The 20,536-nt window shown below is 58.8% G+C and carries 19 protein-coding genes; 11 read left to right on the top strand and 8 right to left on the bottom strand.

The window, feature by feature from the left end:
• The first annotated feature begins 54 nt into the window (after nucleotides 1-54).
• Together C8N45_RS01530 and C8N45_RS01525 are read left to right on the top strand one after the other, a co-directional pair.
• Entirely contained in the window at nucleotides 55-387 is a 333-nt protein-coding gene (locus C8N45_RS01530) for a DUF952 domain-containing protein (RefSeq protein ID WP_108385091.1), read from the top strand.
• Nucleotides 384-1,436, top strand: a complete 1,053-nt coding sequence (locus C8N45_RS01525) for a quinone-dependent dihydroorotate dehydrogenase (protein WP_108384455.1) — start codon at nucleotides 384-386, stop codon at nucleotides 1,434-1,436. The genes C8N45_RS01530 and C8N45_RS01525 overlap by 4 nt, the downstream gene beginning before the upstream one ends.
• On the opposite strand, the gene C8N45_RS01520 is transcribed toward C8N45_RS01525, so the two are convergent.
• The 3 genes from C8N45_RS01520 to C8N45_RS01510 are packed head-to-tail and all read right to left on the bottom strand — an operon-like array spanning nucleotide 1,413 to nucleotide 3,662.
• Nucleotides 1,413-2,738 (bottom strand): MATE family efflux transporter, encoded by a 1,326-nt coding sequence (locus tag C8N45_RS01520; RefSeq protein WP_108384454.1) that lies wholly within the window; start codon nucleotides 2,736-2,738, stop codon nucleotides 1,413-1,415. The genes C8N45_RS01525 and C8N45_RS01520 overlap by 24 nt on opposite strands.
• Nucleotides 2,731-3,225 (bottom strand): PaaI family thioesterase, encoded by a 495-nt coding sequence (locus C8N45_RS01515; protein WP_108384453.1) that lies wholly within the window; start codon nucleotides 3,223-3,225, stop codon nucleotides 2,731-2,733. Before C8N45_RS01515 ends, C8N45_RS01520 begins: the two co-directional genes overlap by 8 nt.
• Nucleotides 3,222-3,662, bottom strand: coding sequence for a PaaI family thioesterase (locus C8N45_RS01510; protein WP_108384452.1), 441 nt, complete (start codon nucleotides 3,660-3,662; stop codon nucleotides 3,222-3,224). Before C8N45_RS01510 ends, C8N45_RS01515 begins: the two co-directional genes overlap by 4 nt.
• A gap of 173 nt (nucleotides 3,663-3,835) precedes the next feature.
• Between C8N45_RS01510 and C8N45_RS01505 the strand changes: the two genes are divergently transcribed.
• The 8 genes from C8N45_RS01505 (at nucleotide 3,836) to C8N45_RS01470 (ending at nucleotide 13,007) form a co-directional block, all read left to right on the top strand.
• Nucleotides 3,836-4,204: a MerR family transcriptional regulator gene (locus C8N45_RS01505; protein ID WP_108384451.1), complete on the top strand. Its 369-nt coding sequence runs from the start codon at nucleotides 3,836-3,838 to the stop codon at nucleotides 4,202-4,204.
• Between the two features lie 270 nt (nucleotides 4,205-4,474).
• On the top strand, nucleotides 4,475-4,876 hold the full coding sequence (locus C8N45_RS01500; RefSeq protein WP_108384450.1) for a MerR family transcriptional regulator: 402 nt from the start codon (nucleotides 4,475-4,477) through the stop codon (nucleotides 4,874-4,876).
• Between the two features lie 40 nt (nucleotides 4,877-4,916).
• The gene (locus tag C8N45_RS01495; protein ID WP_108384449.1) at nucleotides 4,917-6,692 is read left to right on the top strand and encodes an acyl-CoA dehydrogenase C-terminal domain-containing protein; all 1,776 of its coding nucleotides are present in this window, start codon (nucleotides 4,917-4,919) and stop codon (nucleotides 6,690-6,692) included.
• A 58-nt stretch (nucleotides 6,693-6,750) separates the two neighbouring features.
• Complete coding sequence (locus C8N45_RS01490; protein ID WP_168769375.1) at nucleotides 6,751-7,386, top strand: glutathione S-transferase family protein; 636 nt, start codon at nucleotides 6,751-6,753, stop codon at nucleotides 7,384-7,386.
• A gap of 11 nt (nucleotides 7,387-7,397) precedes the next feature.
• Nucleotides 7,398-8,609 (top strand): acetyl-CoA C-acetyltransferase, encoded by a 1,212-nt coding sequence (locus C8N45_RS01485; RefSeq protein WP_108384447.1) that lies wholly within the window; start codon nucleotides 7,398-7,400, stop codon nucleotides 8,607-8,609.
• A 4-nt stretch (nucleotides 8,610-8,613) separates the two neighbouring features.
• Nucleotides 8,614-9,108 carry a hypothetical protein gene (locus C8N45_RS01480; RefSeq protein WP_133175917.1) on the top strand — a complete coding sequence of 165 codons (495 nt, stop codon included), beginning with the start codon at nucleotides 8,614-8,616 and terminating at the stop codon, nucleotides 9,106-9,108.
• 1 nt (nucleotide 9,109) lies between these two features.
• Nucleotides 9,110-11,305 carry a 3-hydroxyacyl-CoA dehydrogenase NAD-binding domain-containing protein gene (locus tag C8N45_RS01475; RefSeq protein WP_108384445.1) on the top strand — a complete coding sequence of 732 codons (2,196 nt, stop codon included), beginning with the start codon at nucleotides 9,110-9,112 and terminating at the stop codon, nucleotides 11,303-11,305.
• Nucleotides 11,306-11,393: 88 nt separating this feature from the next.
• Nucleotides 11,394-13,007 (top strand): AMP-binding protein, encoded by a 1,614-nt coding sequence (locus tag C8N45_RS01470; RefSeq protein ID WP_108384444.1) that lies wholly within the window; start codon nucleotides 11,394-11,396, stop codon nucleotides 13,005-13,007.
• A 276-nt stretch (nucleotides 13,008-13,283) separates the two neighbouring features.
• Here the strand turns inward: C8N45_RS01470 and C8N45_RS01465 are convergent, their stop codons facing one another.
• Entirely contained in the window at nucleotides 13,284-15,326 is a 2,043-nt protein-coding gene (locus C8N45_RS01465; protein ID WP_108384443.1) for an NADH:flavin oxidoreductase, read from the bottom strand.
• Between the two features lie 119 nt (nucleotides 15,327-15,445).
• On the opposite strand from C8N45_RS01465, the gene C8N45_RS01460 reads away from it, so the two are divergent.
• A complete protein-coding gene (locus C8N45_RS01460; RefSeq protein ID WP_108385090.1) occupies nucleotides 15,446-16,438 on the top strand; it encodes a hypothetical protein in 993 nt (330 codons plus the stop codon).
• An 8-nt stretch (nucleotides 16,439-16,446) separates the two neighbouring features.
• Here the strand turns inward: C8N45_RS01460 and upp are convergent, their stop codons facing one another.
• From upp to C8N45_RS01440, 4 genes are read right to left on the bottom strand one after another with little or no spacing between them, the layout of a single operon-like run.
• On the bottom strand, nucleotides 16,447-17,079 hold the full coding sequence (gene upp / locus C8N45_RS01455) for a uracil phosphoribosyltransferase (protein WP_108384442.1): 633 nt from the start codon (nucleotides 17,077-17,079) through the stop codon (nucleotides 16,447-16,449).
• Nucleotides 17,076-18,062 carry an adenosine deaminase gene (locus tag C8N45_RS01450; protein WP_108384441.1) on the bottom strand — a complete coding sequence of 329 codons (987 nt, stop codon included), beginning with the start codon at nucleotides 18,060-18,062 and terminating at the stop codon, nucleotides 17,076-17,078. The genes upp and C8N45_RS01450 overlap by 4 nt, the downstream gene beginning before the upstream one ends.
• The gene (locus C8N45_RS01445) at nucleotides 18,059-19,234 is read right to left on the bottom strand and encodes a phosphopentomutase (protein WP_108384440.1); all 1,176 of its coding nucleotides are present in this window, start codon (nucleotides 19,232-19,234) and stop codon (nucleotides 18,059-18,061) included. The genes C8N45_RS01450 and C8N45_RS01445 overlap by 4 nt, the downstream gene beginning before the upstream one ends.
• Nucleotides 19,234-20,535, bottom strand: a complete 1,302-nt coding sequence (locus tag C8N45_RS01440; RefSeq protein WP_108384439.1) for a thymidine phosphorylase — start codon at nucleotides 20,533-20,535, stop codon at nucleotides 19,234-19,236. Before C8N45_RS01440 ends, C8N45_RS01445 begins: the two co-directional genes overlap by 1 nt.
• Nucleotide 20,536: the final 1 nt, after the last annotated feature.

Raw genomic sequence — 20,536 nt, 5'->3', positions numbered from 1 at the left:
TTAGGGCAACCCGTGATCTTGACCTTTGCACCTGTGCGGGCCATCACCCCCGACATGCTGATATACAAGATTTTCAGGGCCGATGAGTGGTCCCAAATGCAGGCTGATGGCGATACCACCGGAGCCCCGATTGACGTGGCTGACGGGTATATCCATTTCTCGGGCGCTGATACCCTGGCCAAGACTGCGGCGCTCTACTTCGCGGATGAAACCGACCTGACCCTGCTTGCGGTCGAGGCTGAAGGGCTTGACGGATTGAAATGGGAAGAATCCCGCGGTGGTGCGCTGTTCCCGCATCTGTTCCGCAAGTTGCGAATGGATGATGTGGTTTGGGCAAAACCACTGCCTGTTACGGGTGGCGTTCATCAATTCCCTGCCGACCTATGAAGCTGCTTGAGCAGATTGGCCTGACGGCCTTGCGCCGGATTGACCCGGAAAAGGCGCACGGTCTGGCGCTGGACGCGCTCAACTTGGGACTTGGCCCGCGTGGCGGTGCTTACACGACGGCGCGACTGCAAACGACCGTTGCCGGACTTGATCTGCCAAACCCGATTGGCCTTGCAGCCGGTTTTGACAAGAACGCCACGGCTCTTGATGCGCTCGCAAAGTCGGGTTTCGGGTTCATCGAGGTAGGTGCCGCCACCCCGCGCCCGCAGCCGGGCAACCCCAAGCCACGCCTGTTTCGCCTGACGCAGGACAAGGCTGCGATCAACCGCTTTGGTTTTAACAATGACGGCATGGATGAAATCGCTGATCGCCTGTCCCGCCGTCCGCAGGGGCCTATTGTTGGCCTGAACCTTGGGGCCAACAAGGACAGCGCGGACAAAGCAGTGGATTTTGCAACTGTGCTGACCCGCTGCGGCGCCTTTGTTGATTTCGCCACCGTCAATGTGTCGTCGCCCAACACCGAAAAACTACGCGACTTGCAGGGCAGAGCCGCCTTGTCCGCCCTGCTTGCAGGCGTGATGGAAGCGCGGGCAGCTCTGGCGCAGCCGATTCCCATTTTCCTCAAGATTGCGCCTGACCTGACGGGGGACGAACTGGCAGAGGTCGCAGAGGTTGCAAATGCATCGGGCATCGCCGCGATCATCGCGACCAATACAACCCTTGACCGAGACGGCCTGCATGGGCCGCACAAATCCGAGTCCGGGGGGCTGTCAGGTCAGCCGCTGTTCGAAAAATCAACCCGGGTGCTGGCACAGCTTTCCACCCTGACCGATCTGCCGATCATCGGAGTTGGTGGTGTTGGCAGTGCCGAACAGGCCTATCAGAAAATTCGCGCAGGGGGGTCAGCGGTACAGCTTTATACGGCGCTTGTGTATGGCGGCATTTCAATGGTCGATGACATCGCGCGCGGACTTGATGAATTGCTGGCCCGCGACGGTTTCGCCAATGTGGCCGATGCGGTCGGGTCAGGCCGCTCTGACTGGCTCTGACGCTGACGCCTCAAGCCCCGGGTACTTCCAGCCCAATGTCGCGCCACGCACGACAAAGCTGAGCAACAACCCCAGCCATAAACCGTGATTACCCCAAATCGCCATCAACGGGATCACGGCCACGAAATAGATGATCGCAGACAGGATCATCATGTTGCGCATGTCTGTCGTGCGGGTCGCCCCGATGAATATGCCATCCAACATCCACGCCGCCACCCCGACAATGGGGGCCGCGACCATATAGGGCAGGAAAACCCCGGCGGCCTCTTGCACCGGCACGTTCTTTGCCATGATCGCCACAAGACCCGGGCCAAAGACCACAAACGACAGGGCCAGCACGCCCCCGGTGACAGCCCCCCAAAAACTGGTCAGAAGGGCGCTGCGCCGGAGCGACGCGGTGGAACGCGCGCCCAGCGCATTGCCCACCAGCGCCTCTGCCGCGACGGCAAAGCCGTCCATCGCATAGGCCGTGACTTCGAGAAATTGCAGCAGTATGTGATTTGCCGCCAGTTGCACGTCACCAAAGCGCGCCCCGAAAAACAGGAAGCTGACAAATATGGCCTGCAACAGGACAGAGCGGATCAGGATATCAGTGTTCACCACCGCCATATTGACCAGACGTTCCCGGTCAAACACACGCGGCCAGTCGCACCATGCAGGCACCCGGAACGCATCGCGACACAGCCAAAGGCCCAGCAGGACACCGGACCATTCCGCAATGAACGTGGCCCATGCGACACCCGGCACGCCCCACCCCATGTGCAGGACAAAGACGAGATCCAGCACGATATTGGTCCCGTTCATCAGCAGTTGGATCATGAACACAGCGCGGGTGCGTTCCTGCCCGATCAACCAGCCCGTGACGCCGTAAAGTGCAATAATCGCAGGCGCGGACCAAACCCGGATCGCCATATATTGGCGGGCAAGCCCTTCGACTTCCGCGCTGGCGGGTGACAACGCAAAGGCCCCGGCAAACAGCAGGGCTTGCGATGCAATGATGATCACCCCTGCCCCAACCCCGATAATCAGGGACCGGGTCAACAGGGCTGCGACCTCGCCCGAGCGGCCTGCGCCAGTGGCCTGTGCAGTCAGCCCAGAAGTGCCCATCCGCAGAAACCCGAAAATCCAGTAGATTGCGGTCAGAATGATGGCACCGATGCCCACGGCACCAATCGGCGCGGCCTCGCCCATTTGCCCGATCACGCCGGTATCGACCACTCCAAGAATGGGCACTGTGGCGTTCGACAATACGATTGGCAGCGCGATGGTCAGAACACGCCGATGCGTGATCGTGTCAGCCATCACGTTTGGGCATCAGAAAATGCCCGGTGGCTTGCGCAAAAAGACGGCTGCGATTGTCTTGCCACGCCTCGACCTGCACAGATGCATAACGGCGGCCCGACCGGTTCACGGTTGCGCGCGCATAAGCGTCGCGCGGCAGGCCGGTGCGCAGGTAATCCACGGTGAAGTCGATGGTCTTGGGCAGGTGAATTTCCGGTGCAGCCTCTGCCGTCTTGCCGCCCTCCATGTCTTCCCAGACCATGGCCCAGCTCAGTTCCATGATGGCGGTCATTTCCAGAAAGGCAGCGGTCACGCCACCGTGCAGGGCGGGCAGCATCGGGTTGCCGATCAGGGCCTCGTCAAAGGCCAGAACGCCGGTCAGCTCATCGCCGCGCCGGTCAATCGTGATCCCCAGAAATTGCATGTAGGGCACACGCGCGACAAGCGATTGCAAAGCCGCATCACGGCGCTGCTTGACGACCTGCACAGGCTCTGGACGGCGGCTCATGATTTTGGCCTTTCAACGGTGAATGTGCCTGTGGCCGTTGCCACCGGACGGGACGCATCAGAATCGACTGCCGTCGCCCGCACAAAAGCGACTGATCGCGTCACGTGATAGCATTCGGCGGTTGCCGTGATCCGCTGGCCCGGTGTGGCGGCCCGCATATAGTCAATCCGCAAGCTGATCGTCGCCGTGCCCAGCGGCGCATCGGGGTGCACCATGACAGCCGCCCCGCCGCATGTGTCCATCAGGGCGGACACCGCGCCACCGTGCAATACACCGGTTTCCGGATCACCAATAAACCGTTCGTCGTAATCCATGCCAATAACAGCCCGGCCCGCGCCAATTTCGCCGAGCGTCATGCCAAGCGCACGGGAATGCGGGATCGCCTCTATGAACTGCCGCGCGATCTTTTCGCGGCTGCTAGCGCTTTCATCTGACATGGCAGGCTTTCTGTTGTCCGAGCTTTGAAGCACAACTTGTCATGCGCGGCGCGGACCGCAACCCCCATTTTGCAGCCCCGATTGCCAAAGCACCTCATACCGACGGATTATGATCATTCCCGCCGTTGCCCAGCCTAAAGCTTCTCGCTAGAATACACCCAAGGGAGCAGCGGATGACAGAAACACGCCTTTCATTCAAAGAAATGTGCGCCGAATTCGACGTCACGCCGCGCACGCTGCGCTACTATGAGTACATCGAATTGCTGCACCCCGAAAAGCAAGGGCGGTCCCGCTTTTATGGCCCAAAGGAGATGGCGCGCATGACGTTGATCCTGCGCGGGCGTCGGTTCGGCTTTGCATTGGAAGACATCAGGCAGTGGCTTCTGATCTACGAACAACAGGGCACCGAAGCCCAGATGCGCGAATGGATCACCCTTGCCGATCGCCAGATGATTGAACTGCAGGAACAGAAAAAACAGCTGGAAGATACGCTCGCAGAGCTGAAATCCTTGCGCAATGAGACCGCGCAAACCCTCAGATAGGTCAGCAAATCGCAGTCCCAAAATGCATTTTGCTGTGATTGGCACAGCCAATAGCCGCCAGCCAACCGTTATCGAAGTCATGCTCTGAGGGGCAAATGCCCTGCCGCGTCCCACTTACAAAATTACGCATGACCCAGCGTCAGTTTTGCTGACCTTTCGTCAACGCCTTTGTGACGCCACGTTACGTTTACGTTAACGTCAGCTTTGCTTGTAAGATGGCAGCACAAATTACAGGTGCGAGTCATTCCAACACGCATAAGGTCAAAGCCAATGACAAATGAAACAATGAATATTCGAGAAATGTGTGACACCTTCGGCGTCACTCCACGCACTTTGCGGTTCTATGAAACCAAGGAGCTTCTGTTCCCGATCCGTGAAGGACAAAAGCGCCTGTTCACCCGTCGCGACCGGGCCCGGCTCAAGCTGATCCTGCGCGGCAAGCGGTTTGGCTTCAGCCTTGAGGATATTCGCCAGCTATTGGACCTGTATCATATGAACGACGGACAAGAAGCCCAGCTTTCACGCAGTTACGAACTGGCAAAGAGCCATCTTGCCGACATGGAAGCGCAAAAGGCCGAATTGGAAGACGCCATCGCCGAAATGAAAGAACAAATGGCATGGGGCGAAAATCGCCTTGCCGAACTTGCCAGGAAAAAAGGTGCTGCGGCCTAAGCCGCCGCCGCCACATCGACCGAAACGGAGAGACCCCCACATGCCGATTTATAATGCGCCGACCAAAGATCTTCAGTTTGTCCTGCATGATCTGCTGAACGTCAGCGAACAGGATATCCCCGGTTTCGATGACCTAGACCGCGATTTCACAGGCGCGGTGATCGAAGAGGCTGGCCGGATCGCAGCCGAGGTCCTGCACCCGCTGAATGTGGTCGGCGACACCGAAGGTTGCACGCTGGAAAACGGCGTCGTTCGTACGCCGACAGGCTTCAAAGCAGCCTTTGAGCAAATGAAAGAGGGCGGCTGGACCGCGATGGATTGCGACCCGGAATATGGCGGTCAGGGCCTGCCCTATGTGATGCATTCCGCAGCGCAAGAGCCGTTTGTGTCCGCCAATATGGCGTTCAACATGTATCAGGGCCTGACCCACGGGGCCTATTCGGCGATCCACGCCCACGGTTCGGACGCGCAAAAACAGACATACCTGCCCAAGATGGTCACATGTGAATGGACCGGCACCATGAACCTGACAGAACCGCACTGCGGCACGGACCTGGGCCTGATGCGCACCAAAGCCGTCCCGCAGGCAGATGGCTCTTACAAGATCACCGGCCAGAAGATTTTCATCTCGGCGGGTGAGCATGACATGGCCGAAAACATCATCCACCTCGTGCTTGCCAAGATCGAAGGCGGGCCAGAGGGTATCAAAGGTGTATCGCTTTTCATCGTGCCCAAGTTCCTCGTGAACGAAGACGGGTCCCTTGGTGCCCGCAACGGCGTAGCCGTCGGCAGCATCGAAGAGAAAATGGGCATCCACGGCAATTCGACCTGTGTGATGAATTATGACGACGCGACCGGTTATCTGGTTGGAGAAGAACACAAAGGCATGCGTGCGATGTTCACAATGATGAACGAAGCCCGGCTCGGCGTTGGCCTGCAAGGCTATGCGCAGGCCGAAAGTGCCTATCAGAACGCTGTCGCCTATGCCAACGACCGCCTGCAAGGGCGCGACGTGACAGGGCCAAAGAACCCTGATGGCCCTGCAGACCCGTTGATCGTGCATCCCGATATTCGTCGCAACTTGATGGACCAGAAAAGCTTTGTTGAAGGCGCGCGTGCCTTTACGCTCTGGGGTGCCTATCTGATTGACCGCGCGCACCGGAACAGCGACAAGGATGCAGACGGACTGATTTCCCTGATGACGCCTGTGTTGAAAGGTTTCCTGACCGACAAGGGCTTTGAATATGCTATCGCCGCGCAGCAGATTTACGGCGGGCATGGCTATATCGAAGAATGGGGCATGTCCCAATATGCCCGCGACGCGCGCATCGCGATGATCTACGAAGGGGCGAACGGCGTGCAGGCACTTGATCTTGTGGGCCGCAAGCTGGCACAGGACGGCGGCAAACATGTGATGGGATTCTTTGAGATGGTCAAAACTTTCCTCAAGGAAAACGAAGGCAATGAAGCCCTGAAAAAAGACTTCCTTGACCCGCTCAAGGCCGCGTCAAAGGATTTGCAGGCGGCTGGCATGTACTTCATGCAGAATGCGACAAAGCCGAACAATGCATTGTCGGGGTCATATGATTTCATGCACATGATGGGGCATGTCTGCCTTGGTTTGATGTGGGCGCGGATGGCGAAAGCGGCACAAGAGGCGCTGGATGCCGGGGCCTCGGACAAAGCGTTTTACGAGACCAAGATCGCAACCGGTCGCTACTACATGGCGCGCCAGTTGCCATCGACAGCGATGCATCTGGCCCGGATCAATTCGGGTGGCGATACTGTGATGGCGCTCGACGCGGCAAACTTCTAAGCTCACCGAAAGGGCGCGCCGCATTGGTGCACCCGCCGTAGGTTGGGAGGCCTTGTTCATGTCTATGAAATTACACTGTTTTGGTGAAAGCGGGAACGCATACAAGGCTGCCCTGACCCTGACCCTCGCCGATCAGGCTTGGGAACCTGTCTATGTGGATTTCTTCAATGGTGCGACGCGCACGCCGGAATTCCTTGCGCTGAATATCATGGGCGAAGTTCCTGTTCTGGAAGATGGTGACGTCATTCTGACCCAATCGGGGGTCATTCAGGATTACATCAGTTCCAAATCCGGCAAACTGGGCGGCAAATCTGCCGCTGAACGCCGCGAGGTGCTGCGCTGGATGTTCTTTGACAACCACAAGGTGTCGGGTGTGGCGGGTGGATTGCGCTTTAACATGAACTTCCTGCCCGAAGCCAAGCGCAGCGCCGATGTCATCGGCTTCATGGCCATGCGCCTGAAATCCGCGCTCAAGGTAATGGAAACACAGTTGGATGGCCGCGACTGGCTGGCCAGTGATGAAATCACAATCGCCGATATCGCCTGCGCCGGGTACCTGTTCTATCCCGAAGAATTCACATTCGACCGCAAGGCGTTCCCCCATATCGACCGCTGGCTTGACGCAATCGCAGCCCAGCCCGGTTGGAAACACCCATACGACTTGATGCCCGGCTCACCTGCTGACCGGGCCTAACGGAGGACATAATGACCGAAGCCTATATCTATGACACTGTGCGCACCCCGCGCGGCAAGGGGCGTAAGGACGGCAGCCTGCACGAGGTCACATCGGCCCGCCTGTCGGCTGGCGTGCTGAACGCGCTGAAAGAGCGGAACAACCTTGAAGGGCACGCCGTCGAAGATGTGATCTGGGGCAACGTCACACAAGTGGGCGAACAGGGCGGCTGTCTGGCGCGAACCGCCGTGCTGGCGTCCGATCTGGATGAAAGCATTCCCGGTCTGGCGATCAACCGCTTTTGTGCGTCGGGCATGGAAGCCGTGAATCTGGCCGCCAATCAGGTTAAGGGCGGTGCCGGTCAGGCATACATTGCAGGCGGCGTCGAAATGATGGGCCGCGTTGCCATGGGCTCTGACGGGGCAGCGATTGCGGTTGATCCGTCCATCGCGATGGAAACCTATTTTGTCCCACAGGGGATTTCTGCCGATATCATCGCCACCGAATATGGGTTCAGCCGCGATGAGGCCGATGCGCTGGCTGTCAAAAGCCAGCAACGCGCCGCCAAAGCATGGGAAGACAAGCGGTTCGCAAAATCCATTGTGCCCGTCAAAGATCTAAACGGTCTGCTGATCCTTGATCAGGACGAATATATGCGCCCCGGCACCGACATGCAGTCGCTGGGTGCCCTGAACCCCGCGTTTCAGGCGATGGGCGAAGCCATGCCCGGCTTTGATAAGGTCGCCTTGATGAAATACCCGCATCTTGAGCGGATCAACCACATCCACCATGCGGGCAATTCGTCCGGCATCGTGGACGGGGCCGCAGGTGTGCTGATCGCGAACAAGGAATGGGGCGAAGCGCACGGGATCAAGCCCCGCGCCCGGATCAAGGCCACAGCCAAGATCGGGACAGACCCGACCATCATGCTGACCGGTCCGGTCCCCGTCACAGAAAAAATCCTGGCCGACAATGGCATGTCGATCAGTGACATCGACCTGTTCGAAGTGAACGAGGCCTTTGCATCCGTGGTCATGCGTTTCATGCAGGCCTTTGACGTGGACGACAGTCTGGTGAACGTCAACGGCGGCTCCATCGCGATGGGCCACCCGCTGGGGGCCACAGGTGCCATCATCATCGGCACACTGCTGGACGAGTTGGAGCGGACGGGCAAAGGCACCGGACTGGCAACGCTGTGCATCGCGTCCGGGATGGGGGCTGCAACTATCATTGAACGGGTCTGATACTGTGGGACGAAGCGATCAAACGGCAAAGGTGATCTATCAAGGCCTGCTTGACCGTCTGACCGACGCCTATAATGCGGGCGATTTCTTGGCGTTCCAACAGCATATCCGGCTACCGCACGAGATCACGACGCCCGATGAAAGTTTCGTCATTCAAACAGTGGATGAGATGAAAAAGGTGTTTCAGCGCCATTTGGATTACTCCAAGCAGATAGGGATGAATATCTATCATCGGCGCTGCCTCGAAGCGCAGTTTCTCGAGGGTTGTTGCATCAAGGGAACGCATGTTTCGCGTCTGATGCGGGACGCTGTCCAGTTGACGCCACCTTTCGAGGTCGAATGCATGATGCACCGGATTGAAGGACAGTGGCTTCTGTCCTCTGCGTTCAATCGCGCAAAGCGTAATTCAAGCGTGCGCCATGCCCTCAGGGCGGTGCAGCAACAGGGCAGCGAACAGCCCGACAAAGGAACAAACAGCCCAACGGCCAAGGAGACCTAGAGTGACCGACTTTACAATGACCAAAGACGCCGACGGCGTGGCAACGATCGTCTGGGACACGGTCGGCAAATCCATGAACGTGATGAGCCGCGAGTCAATGGCCCAGCTTTCGGAGCTCGCAGAACAGGCATTGGCCGATGATGCGGTAAAAGGCATTATCATCACCTCTGGCAAAGACACATTTGCAGGCGGCATGGACCTGAATGTGCTAGCCAGTATCCGCGAAGAAAGCGGCGACAATCCGGAGCAAGGGTTGTTTGACTTCACCATGAACGGCCACAAGATGCTGCGCCGTCTGGAACGCGCGGGCATGGACCCCAAGACCAACAAGGGCGGCAAGCCAATTGCAGCCGCCCTGCCCGGCACGGCCCTTGGGATCGGTCTGGAACTGCCGCTGGCGTGTCACCGCATCTTTGCTGCCGACAACCCCAAGGCCAAGATCGGCCTGCCCGAGATTATGGTCGGCATCTTCCCCGGTGCCGGTGGCACGACACGTCTGGTGCGCAAGATGGGCGCGATGGCCGCGTCACCCCTGCTGCTTGAGGGCAAGCTGAACGACCCCCAAAAAGCCAAGGCCGCAGGTGTCATCGACGAAGTTGTCCCCGCTGAGGAATTGCTGGCCAAAGCCAAAGAGTGGATTCTGTCTGAGCCCAAGATCGTCAAACCTTGGGACGAAAAAGGCTACAAAATGCCCGGCGGCACGCCCTATCACCCCGCGGGCTTCATGACCTTTGTCGGGGCATCCGCGATGGTCAACGGCAAAACCCAAGGCGCGTTCCCCGCTGCCAAGGCGCTCTTGTCTGCCGTCTACGAAGGGGCGCTGGTGCCATTCGATACCGCGTTGAAAATCGAGGCGCGCTATTTCACCAACATCCTGATGAACCCCAGTTCATCCGCGATGATCCGCAGCTTGTTCATCAACAAGGAGGCGCTGGAAAAAGGCGCCAACCGCCCGGCCGCCCCTGACCAGAAAGTCAAACAGGTCGGCGTCATCGGCGCGGGCATGATGGGCGCGGGCATCGCGCTGGTCTCTGCGCTCGCAGGGATCAAAGTGGTCCTGATCGACAGCACACAAGAGGCCGCCGACAAGGGCAAATCCTACACAACCACCTATATGGACAAAGGGATTTCGCGCAAGAAAGCGACCCCAGAAAAGAAAGAGGCCGTGCTTGGCCTGATCAACGCCACCACAGATTACGACGCGTTGAAAGACTGCGACCTGATCGTGGAAGCCGTGTTCGAGGACCCCGGCGTCAAGGCCGACGTCACCGCCAAAGTGCAGGCTGTCACCGGCCCCGATTGCATCTTTGCGACAAACACATCGACCCTGCCGATCACTGAATTGGCCAAAGCGTCAAACGATCCTGAAAAGTTCATCGGCATCCACTTCTTCAGCCCTGTAGACAAGATGCTGCTGGTGGAAATCATCAAGGGCAAGGCCACAGGTGATGTGGCCGTGGCAAAAGCGCTCGATTACGTGCGCCAGATCCGCAAGACGCCGATTGTGGTGAACGACGAACGGTACTTCTATGCCAACCGCTGCATCATTCCTTACATCAACGAAGGGATGCGGATGGTCCAAGAAGGGGTGGCACCGGCCCTGATCGAAAACGCGGCCCGCCAATTGGGTATGCCTTTGGGGCCGCTGCAACTGGTCGATGAAACCTCGATTGATCTGGGTGCCAAGATTGCCAAGGCGACCAAGGCCGCGATGGGCGACGCCTACCCCGACAATGACGTCGACGAGATCATTTTCTGGATGTTCGACGAGGGGCGGCTGGGCCGCAAATCGAATGCGGGTTTTTACGAGTACGACGAAAAAGGAAAGCGCCAGGGACTTTGGCAAGGGCTGGCAGAGAAATATCCACACGCCGAAGATCAGCCTGATCTGATCACAGTGCAGCATCGTCTGATGTTCGCGCAGGTGCTTGAGGCCGTGCGCGCGCTTGAGGAAAATGTGCTGGAAGACATCCGCGAAGGCGACGTAGGCGCGATCCTTGGCTGGGGCTTTGCGCCATGGACAGGCGGGCCGTTCAGCTGGCTGGACATGCTGGGCAGCGCCTATGCCGCCGAACGCTGCGATCATCTTGCAGCCCGATTTGGCCCACGCTTTTCTACACCGGCTTTGCTGCGTGAAATGGCGGACAAGGGGCAAAGCTTTTACAAACGCTTCGCCGGAGAGGCGAAAGCCGCCTGATCCGGCGCCATGTCCCTGACGCGTCAAGGGACCTCTTGCAAAATGCTGCAAACTCCCCCTCTAATGCGAATAAGAGGGGGAGAACGATATGGATGAAACAGGTCTTCAGAAGCGGTCCGCGAACTATGTGCCCCTAACGCCATTGTCGCACCTGCAACGCGCCGCCAAGGTCTTCACAGACCGCGAAGCGCTGGTTTATGGCCAGATCAGAAGGACTTACGCCGAATATTTTGGGCGGGTCACAAAGTTAGCCTCTGCGCTAAGTAAAGCGGGCGTTGGCAAGGGCGATGTTGTCGCAACGATCCTGCCCAATATCCCCGCACAATCCGAAGCGGGCTTTGCCGTGCCTGCCTGCGGCGCCGTTCTGAACACGATCAACACGCGGTTGGATATCGACACGGTCGCCTATATCCTCGACCATGGCGAAGCCAGGGTCGCGCTTGTGGACAGCCAGTTTTTGCCCATGGCGATGCAGGCTGTCGGGCAGATGCAAGGGACACCCCCCCTGATCATCGAAGTCCCCGACCCTGTGGCTGGCATCAAGGGCATTGGCGAACAACAGGATTACGAAGCGTTCCTTGCCACCGGTGACACCGATTTCAAATGGGTGATGCCAGAGGACGAATGGGACAGTCTTGCGCTGAATTACACGTCCGGCACGACGGGTCGGCCCAAAGGGGTCGTGTACCATCATCGCGGGGCCTATCTGATGACAATGGGCACGCCGATTTCATGGCAATTGCCGCTGTTCCCCCGGTACCTGCAAATCGTGCCCCTGTTTCACTGTAACGGCTGGAACCACACATGGATGATGCCCGCCCTTGGCGGCACAGCCATCTGCTGCCGCGATATTACCGCCGCTGCGATCTATAATGCGATTGGCGACGAAGGGGTGACGCACTTTGGCGGGGCGCCGATTGTCCTGAACCTGATTGTGAACGCCAAACCGGACGAACGACGGGACTTTGACCATACGGTCGAAGTCTTTACCGCCGGCGCCCCACCTGCACCTGCAACGCTGGCGGCGATCGGTAAACTGGGTTTCAATGTCACCCAAGTATATGGGCTGACGGAAACCTATGGCCATGTGACTGAATGTATCTGGGACAGCGCATGGGACGCGCTGCCCGCCGATGAACAAGCCGCAATCAAGGCCCGACAGGGGGTCGCGTTTCCAATGATGGAAGACGTGACCGTCGTGGACGATCAGATGCAGCAAGTGACCATGGACGGGGCCACCCAGGGCGAGATCGTCATGCGGGGGAACGCCGTCATGAAGGGCTATCTGAAGAACCCCCAAGCAACGGAAAAGGCATTCGCAGGTGGATACTTTCATTCCGAAGATCTGGCGATCCAGCATCCGAACGGGGCAATGCAAATTGCCGACCGGGCCAAGGACATCATCATTTCCGGCGGCGAAAACATCAGTTCGGTCGAAGTCGAAGCTACCTTGATGAACCATCCTGCGGTCAACCTATGTGCAGTCGTCGCAAAGCCAGATGACAAATGGGGGGAAGTGCCTTGCGCCTTCATCGAACTGAAAGAGGGCGCCAGTGTCGAGGAAGCTGACATCATCTCCTTCACGCGGCAACGTCTGGCGGGTTTCAAGACCCCCAAACGGGTCGTTTTTCAGGAACTTCCCAAAACGTCGACAGGCAAGATCCAGAAGTTCGAATTGCGGGTGATCGCCAAGACGCTCTGATGTCGGCGACATATTGCAGATTGCGGATGCCTCCGGCGGAAGTTTGAGCGGACGAAGAAAGAGGATTGTGGTGCGCGCTGACGAGTTGTTCGTTTCGGATCAGACCGGTTTAGGGTCCTCGGCAGCGCGACTTTCCACGTCACGGTCATCAGCGCTTCCGCCTGTACCGCTTGTCCAAATTGAGGCACGTTGGTTAATGAATAGTGAAGTTTGACTTTCTTCGTCCGCTCAAACTTCCGCCGGAGGCATCCGCCATTGGCAAGGCAGTCATCGCGCCTACATGACGTGGCACAGTCGCAAAGCGTCGTAAATGGCCGCGTGCGTGTTGCGCGATGCGACAGCATCACCAATCCGAAACAGCTGGAATTTTCCGTCGGATTGGCGACGGATGTTTTGCGGCCGGTGTCTGATGAATGCAGTCTGGTCTAATTCACCGCGGTTGACTGACACCTCGCGCAGATCAAAATAAAGCTCATCCAGCGGAATAATGCCATAATTCAACACAACCTGGTCGTACTGCCTGCCTTCCACCAGACGACTGTAATCCGTGCCAATTGACGCGGTCAGCATGTTGCCGTCTTTTTGCACCCCCAAAAGCCTGCGTGCCACGGTAAAACTGACATCCTTGTCTTGCAGGCTGCGCATGTATGGCACCAGATTCATTGCCATGATTTCCGGGGCAAATGTCCGATCCGGTGTCATCACCTCCACCCGCGCCCCGGCCTCTGCGGCGATTTCTGCGGCCTGTAATGCGGGATGGTCGCCTGCCTCATCGTAGATAAGAATGTTGCCCGCAGGTTTGACATCACCGGCAATCAGGTCCCATGCGCTGATCACATTGTCTGCATCATGATCCGTTTCCAGCAGTGACAGATTGGGCAGCCCGCCTGTCGCGATGATGACCACATCAGGGTCCAATGCAGTCACATCACCCAGCTCTGCATAATTGTTAAAGCGGAAATCCACACCCCGCGCTGTGCATTGTGCCATCCGCCAGTCGATGATCCCCATCATTTCGCGCCGTCGCGGCGACAGGGCGGTCAGGCGCACCTGCCCGCCCGGTTGATCCGCTGCCTCGAAAACGGTCACATCATGCCTGCGTTCTGCGCATACGCGCGCCGCCTCCAGCCCCGCAGGCCCTGCACCAACGATCACGACTTTCTTGCGGACAGGTGCAGGCCCGATGACTTGCGGGATTTCAAGTTCCCGACCGGTCGCCGCATTATGCAGGCACAGCGCCTCGCCTCCCTGATAAATCCTGTCAAGACAGTAGGTTGCACCGACGCAAGGCCGGATATCATCCTCGCGGCCTGCTATGATTTTGCGCACCAGATGCGGGTCCGCAATATGCGCCCGGGTCATGCCAACCATGTCAAGCAGCCCCGCGCGCACCGCATGGCGCGCGGTGGCAACATCGGGAATCCGTGACGCATGAAACGTCGGCAGCCCCGTTGTGCCCCGCACGCGGCCTGCAAAATCCAGATGCGGCGCATAGGCCATGCCCTGCACCGGGATCACATCGGTCATATCGGGGTCGGTCGAGACCCGCCCGCGAATGATATTCAGGAAATCCACGCCCCAATCCGCAAACATCTGCCCCATCCGCAACCCGGTTGGCGCATCGATCCCGCCTATGACCGTTTCATCGGCCGTATAGCGCACCCCGACCAGAAAATCCGGTCCCACACGCTGGCGGATCGCGTCATAGACAGCCTTGCCAAAAGCCATCCGTGTTTCAAGCGTGGCGGACCCGTAGGGACCGTCAAGCTGGTTGGTCAATGGCGACTGGAACTGGTCAATCAGGTGACCGTAAGCCTCGATCTCGATCCCGTCCATCCCGCCTGCTTTCATCCGCTCGGCCGTGTCGGCGAAATCAGCAACCACACGGGCAATGTCCCAGTCTTCCATGACTTTGGGAAAGGCACGATGCGCAGGCTCCCGGTGCGGTCCGGAAGAAATCGACGGCAACCAATCGCCTTTGTTCCATGTGGTTCGCCGCCCGAGGTGCGTCAGTTGGATCATCGCGGCACAGCCATGTTCGTGGCAGGCATCCGTCAACCGCTTGATCCAGGGCACAACCTCATCGCGATAGGCCAGTATGTTGTTGAAAGCGGGCGGGCTGTCGCGCGACACGGCCGCAGACCCTGCTGTCATGGTCAGGGCAACACCTGCTTTGGCCCGTTCTGCGTGATAGGCAACATAGCGATCCTTGGGCATCCCATCCACCGCATAAGCAGGTTCGTGGCTACTGATCATGATCCGGTTGCGCAGCGTCAAATGGCCCAGTTCGAAGGGGTCAAGTAAAGGATCAATGGACATAGGCGCCTCCGGTGGTTACGCCCCTATCTGGCCTGCGATACCCTGTTCCGGTCAAGTCTGTTTCCGACATGACATTGGCCGTTCGACACAGTAGCATGGCCGAAAAAGGTAGTTGGGGCATGACGGCGCTTAATCAATATGTGCGGCTTGAAAGTGGTGGCCTGTGGCGGCCCGAGCCTGATGCCCAGCGCAGGGATGTCGTTGTGTCATTTGGTGACGCAACATTGGTGATCTCGGATCAGGCGGGCAGACCGCTGGCCCATTGGTCCCTGCCCGCCGTTATCCGCCAAAACCCCAGCGAACAGCCCGCGATCTACAGCCCTGATGAAGAGGGCAGCGAGGCGTTGGAAATCGCCGATGAGACGATGATCGACGCGATCGAGCAGGTGCGCAAATCACTGGACAAGGACAGGCCCCATCCGGGCAAGTTACGCCACCGGATCACTGCAGGGGCGGTGGCGGTCGCGATCTTGCTGGCTATCTTTTGGCTGCCCGGCGCACTGACCCGGCAGACGCTTGCGGTGGTGCCGTTGCCCAAACGTATGGAAATCGGTGCTGCGATCCTTGGCCATATGCAAAAACAAACCGGCCCCACCTGCCGCGAGGCGCGCGGTGCCTTGGCTGCTGACCGTCTTGCCCAGCGCCTTTTTGGCGCTGAAACAAAGACGCGCATTGTCGTTGTACCACGGTTGGCGCAGGGCGCCGTTGCCCTGCCCGGTAGGGTGATAGTCTTGGATCAGAATATCCTCAAGGGTGCCGATGACCCTGCGGTTGCCGCAGGGTATGTGCTGGCTGCTCATGCGGATAGAAACCGGACGGACCCGTTGGAAACGGTTCTGCGGACGGCGGGACTCGGCGTGACGTTTCGCTTGCTGACCAGCGGCGAAATCCCGTCAACGGTGCTGATGGCAACGGCCTATGCCCATGTCATGGCCCCGTGGCCCGAGCAGGACGCGACCTTGCTGCGCCCTGCTTTTGCGACCGCGAATGTACCCATGGCCCCCTATGCCGCCTTGGTCGGGATCGCGCCGGGCGATACCGCGCCGTCCGATTTTCCATTAATCCTGTCTGATACAGACTGGATCAGCCTACAGAACATCTGCAGCGAATAGCGTCTTACCTATTTGGTGCCGAACATCCGGTCGCCCGCATCACCAAGGCCCGGTACGATATAGCCATGTTCGTTCAGGTGACTGTCAATTGCGGCGGTTACGATTTGCACATCCGGATGCGCTTCTTTCATGCGCGCAATCCCTTCGGGTGACGCCAGCAGGCACAAAAAGCGGATGTTTGTTGCACCTGATTTCTTGAGCAGGTCAACGGCGGCCACGGATGAGTTGCCCGTCGCCAACATGGGATCAACCGCGATCACCAGCCGGTCGGCCAATTCTGTCGGGACTTTGTAATAATACTGCACGGGTTGAAGCGTTTCTTCGTCACGGTAGAGGCCCACAAAGCCCACCCGCGCGGACGGGATCAATTCCAGCACACCGTCGAGCAGCCCGTTTCCCGCCCGCAGAATCGACACAAGCGCAAGCTTTTTGCCCGCCAGCACAGGCGCATCCATCGCTTCGAGCGGTGTTTCAATCCGCTTTGTCGTCATCGGCAGGTCGCGTGTCACTTCGTAAGCCAGCAACTGGCTGATTTCGCGCAGCAATTGCCGGAATACAGCGGTCGACGTATCCTTCTGCCGCATCAGCGTCAGCTTATGTTGCACCAGCGGGTGCTGAACGTGGTTGACGTGCTCGGTCATGCGGTCTCCAGTTTTTTTGCGATCTTTTCGCGGGTAGTGTCATCACAAAAGGCGGCTTTCAAAGCTGTGGCATTGATGGCAGCAAAGTCATCTTCGGCCCAACCAAAGGTCTTGTGCAACATATCATATTCTTCGGTCATCGTTGTGTGAAAAAACGGCGGGTCGTCGGTCGAGACGGTGACCGGGACACCAGCGTCGCGTAGTTTCACAATCGGGTGGGCAGCCCAGCCAGACACGGCCTCGAGGTTCACGTTCGAGCCGGGACAGACCTCTAGCACGATTTCTTCCTCGGCGAGCTTTTCCACCAGCGCGGGGTCGGATGCAGCACCAATCCCGTGGCCAATGCGGGACACCTTCAGATGTGTCAGTGTCTCGGCGACCATAGACGCCCCGCCCCATTCGCCTGCATGGCAGGTCAGCGGCAGCCCGGCTTCGCGGGCCATGTCAAAGCTATAGGCATAGTCAGCGGGCCGTCCGACCATTTCACCGCCCGCCATGCCGTATCCGACGATGAATTCACCCATGGTTTCCGCCGCACATCTGGCGGCGGGCTTGCAGGCGTCCGGACCGAAATGCCGGATACCGGTGACGATGCCGCGCAGGGTAATCCCCAACTTGGCTTCTGCCTCATCTGCAGCCTCTTTCATGGCTGCCAGATACTCATGCCATGCATCCAGATCACCGCCGCCGCAAAAGTCGGGCGATACGAATGTTTCCATATAGACAACGCCATGAGCGGCGGTTTCATCCAGCACGGCGCTCACGAGCCGCCGGAAATCATCGGGCGATTGCAGGGTGGTGCAGGCTGCCTCGTAGACTTGCAGGAAATGGTCAAAATTGCGGAATGCATAGCCACCGTCAGCTGTGAAAATCTTGCTGATGTCGATCTTCTTTTCAGCCGCCAACCCCTTGATGAAGGCAGGTGGTGCGCAGCCTTCCAGATGGGTGTGCAATTCAACCTTGGGGGTGGATTTGAACGTCATAGAAAGCTTTTCCCTTCGCCCTGATAGGGGATTTTCAGATGTGCCGCGACAGAGGCACCCACATCACTGAAATCCAACAACCCCAAAGGGCGCGCACCGGCCCCATGTACCAGAACCGGCACCCTTTCGCGGGTGTGGTCAGTGCCCGGCCATGTCGGGTCATTGCCATGATCAGCCGTGACGATCAAGAGATCATTGGTGCGCAATTTCGGCAGCAGTTCCGCCAATGCCGCATCAAACCATTGCAGGTGGGCAGCATAGCCTGCAGGGTCACGCCGGTGCCCGTATTCGCTGTCAAACTCGACCAGATTGGCAAAGATAAAAGATCCGTCATCCGCCTCGGACACCAGATCATCGAGATGGCCCATCAGCTCCGCGTCACGCCCTTTGCGCAGGTCACTGATCCCGCTCATTGAGAAAATATCCCCTATCTTTCCAACCGCATAGACCTTGCGGCCTGCCTGTGCGACGTAGTTGCAGATGGTTGGCGCCGGGGTCGCAATCGCGAAATCCTTGCGATTGGCTGTGCGGGTGTAATTGCCTGACGATCCCACAAAAGGCCGCGCAATGACCCGCCCGACTTTCATGCCGTGCAGGGTGGGTGCGATGGCGGCGCACAGGTCATAGAGACGCTGCAAGCCAAAGTGGTCTTCGTGGGCGGCGATCTGCAGGACAGAATCCACGGACGTGTAGCAAATCGGCCAGCCTGACTGCACATGCGCGTCGCCAAGTTCTTCGATGATCACCGTGCCTGAGGCATGGCAGTTGCCCAATATGCCATCGGTGCCCGCCGCCGCACAAATCTCTGCGGTCAGGTCGTCAGGGAAGGCCGGTTGCGTATCAGGAAACGTATGCCATTCCCACGGTACCGGCACCCCGGCGAGTTCCCAATGGCCTGACGGGGTGTCTTTGCCACGCGATTTTTCCGTCGCCGCACCCCATGCACCGGTTGGAGTGGTGTCCAACCCCTTTGCGGTCTCTGCGCTGGCCAATTGCACCGCAGCCCCAAGCCCCATGGCATCCAGCGTTGGCACACAAAGGCCCGCGGTTTGGGCAATATGCGCAACCGTATTGGCCCCCGTATCAGGCAAGGTGCCGTTGAAATATTGGTCTGCATCCGGCGCACCGCCAATGCCGACACTGTCAATCACGATCACAAAGGCGCGGGGCATCAGGTGATCCTTTCCACGATCATCGGTCCGGGCGTTGCCGGTTCGCCAATTGTTATGGCAGCGCGAATGGCCTGCGCAGCCTGCTCTGCGCCTTCTTCGCTGCTTGCGTGCAAGGTGCACAGCGCGTCACCTTTTGCGACCGCCTGACCAAGGCGCACCACATCCGTCAGCCCGACGCTGGGATCAATCCGGTCGGTTTCCACCTGACGGCCTCCGCCAAGCCCGACGACAGCAAGGCCCAGCGCCTGCCCGTCGATTGCGCTGACATGGCCTGCAACGGGAGCGGTCACATCACCCACCACGGGCGCGCGTGGCAAATGGGTATGCCAGTCCTCTGCCATGTCAGGCGGGCCGCCGAGGGCCGCAATCATGGCGGCAAATCGCTGCATCGCCTCGCCCGACGTAATGGCCTGTGTCAAGCGTTTGCGGGCGGCTTCAACCGGTTCGCCTTGTGCTGCCAGAAGCGTGGCCCCCAAATCGATCGTCAGATCATGCAGCCGGGGCGCTGCCGCGCGATTGCCGGACAATACCTCCATGCAGATCGCGACTTCAATTGCGTTGCCCAACGCAGGCGCCAAAGGTTCATTCATGTCAGTGATCAAGGCCGCGGTCTGGCAACCTGCTCCATTCGCCACATCCACCAAAGCGCGCGCCAAAGTGCGGGCATCCTCGGCAGTCTTCATGAATGCGCCGCTGCCAACTTTGACATCCAGCACAAGCCCTTCCAGCCCCGCTGCAAGCTTTTTGGACAGGATCGAGGCGGTGATCAAATCCACACTCTCGACCGTCGCAGTCACATCGCGGATGGCGTATAGACGCTTGTCCGCCGGGGCGATCCTGCCCGTCGCGCTGACGATTGCGCAACCGATCTGACCCACAATCTGGTGCAAGCGGTCCTCGCTCACATCCACAGACAGGCCGGGAATCGCTTCGAGCTTGTCCAAAGTGCCCCCGGTATGCCCCAACCCGCGGCCAGAGATCATCGGCACATAAACGCCACAGGCGGCCAACGCGGGCGCAAGGATAAGCGATACACAATCGCCGACGCCGCCAGTGGAATGTTTGTCCAGCACCGGCCCCGGCAAGTTCCAAGTCAACACATCGCCGCTGTCACGCATCCCCGTGGTCAGTGCAATGCGGCCCTCATCGGACAGCCCCTTCAGGCAGATTGCCATCGCAAAGGCCCCCGCCTGCGCGTCGCTTACCTCGCCCGTGGCCAGACCATGCGCAAACCAGGCAAGTTCCTCCGGGCTTGGGGTTTCACGCCCGCGCAGCTTGGCAATGATGGCACGGGCGTCCAAT

The organism is Yoonia sediminilitoris, from assembly GCF_003058085.1.
In the GTDB taxonomy this organism is placed as follows: domain Bacteria; phylum Pseudomonadota; class Alphaproteobacteria; order Rhodobacterales; family Rhodobacteraceae; genus Yoonia; species Yoonia sediminilitoris.
Note: the sequence above shows the minus strand (reverse complement) of the source record. Positions and strands in the feature narration are given on the sequence as shown.

Bases quoted from the DNA above. Each gene is read 5' to 3' on its own strand.
- C8N45_RS01460 (WP_108385090.1), top strand. From the start codon at position 15,446: ATGACGGCGCTTAATCAATATGTGCGGCTTGAAAGTGGTGGCCTGTGG.
- C8N45_RS01500 (WP_108384450.1), top strand. From the start codon at position 4,475: ATGACAAATGAAACAATGAATATTCGAGAAATGTGTGACACCTTCGGC.
- C8N45_RS01450 (WP_108384441.1), bottom strand. From the start codon at position 18,062: ATGACGTTCAAATCCACCCCCAAGGTTGAATTGCACACCCATCTGGAA.
- C8N45_RS01465 (WP_108384443.1), bottom strand. From the start codon at position 15,326: ATGTCCATTGATCCTTTACTTGACCCCTTCGAACTGGGCCATTTGACG.
- C8N45_RS01510 (WP_108384452.1), bottom strand. From the start codon at position 3,662: ATGTCAGATGAAAGCGCTAGCAGCCGCGAAAAGATCGCGCGGCAGTTC.
- C8N45_RS01520 (WP_108384454.1), bottom strand. From the start codon at position 2,738: ATGGCTGACACGATCACGCATCGGCGTGTTCTGACCATCGCGCTGCCA.
- upp (WP_108384442.1), bottom strand. From the start codon at position 17,079: ATGACCGAGCACGTCAACCACGTTCAGCACCCGCTGGTGCAACATAAG.
- C8N45_RS01505 (WP_108384451.1), top strand. From the start codon at position 3,836: ATGACAGAAACACGCCTTTCATTCAAAGAAATGTGCGCCGAATTCGAC.
- C8N45_RS01515 (WP_108384453.1), bottom strand. From the start codon at position 3,225: ATGAGCCGCCGTCCAGAGCCTGTGCAGGTCGTCAAGCAGCGCCGTGAT.
- C8N45_RS01490 (WP_168769375.1), top strand. From the start codon at position 6,751: ATGTCTATGAAATTACACTGTTTTGGTGAAAGCGGGAACGCATACAAG.
- C8N45_RS01485 (WP_108384447.1), top strand. From the start codon at position 7,398: ATGACCGAAGCCTATATCTATGACACTGTGCGCACCCCGCGCGGCAAG.
- C8N45_RS01445 (WP_108384440.1), bottom strand. From the start codon at position 19,234: ATGCCCCGCGCCTTTGTGATCGTGATTGACAGTGTCGGCATTGGCGGT.
- C8N45_RS01530 (WP_108385091.1), top strand. From the start codon at position 55: ATGCTGATATACAAGATTTTCAGGGCCGATGAGTGGTCCCAAATGCAG.
- C8N45_RS01470 (WP_108384444.1), top strand. From the start codon at position 11,394: ATGGATGAAACAGGTCTTCAGAAGCGGTCCGCGAACTATGTGCCCCTA.
- C8N45_RS01495 (WP_108384449.1), top strand. From the start codon at position 4,917: ATGCCGATTTATAATGCGCCGACCAAAGATCTTCAGTTTGTCCTGCAT.
- C8N45_RS01525 (WP_108384455.1), top strand. From the start codon at position 384: ATGAAGCTGCTTGAGCAGATTGGCCTGACGGCCTTGCGCCGGATTGAC.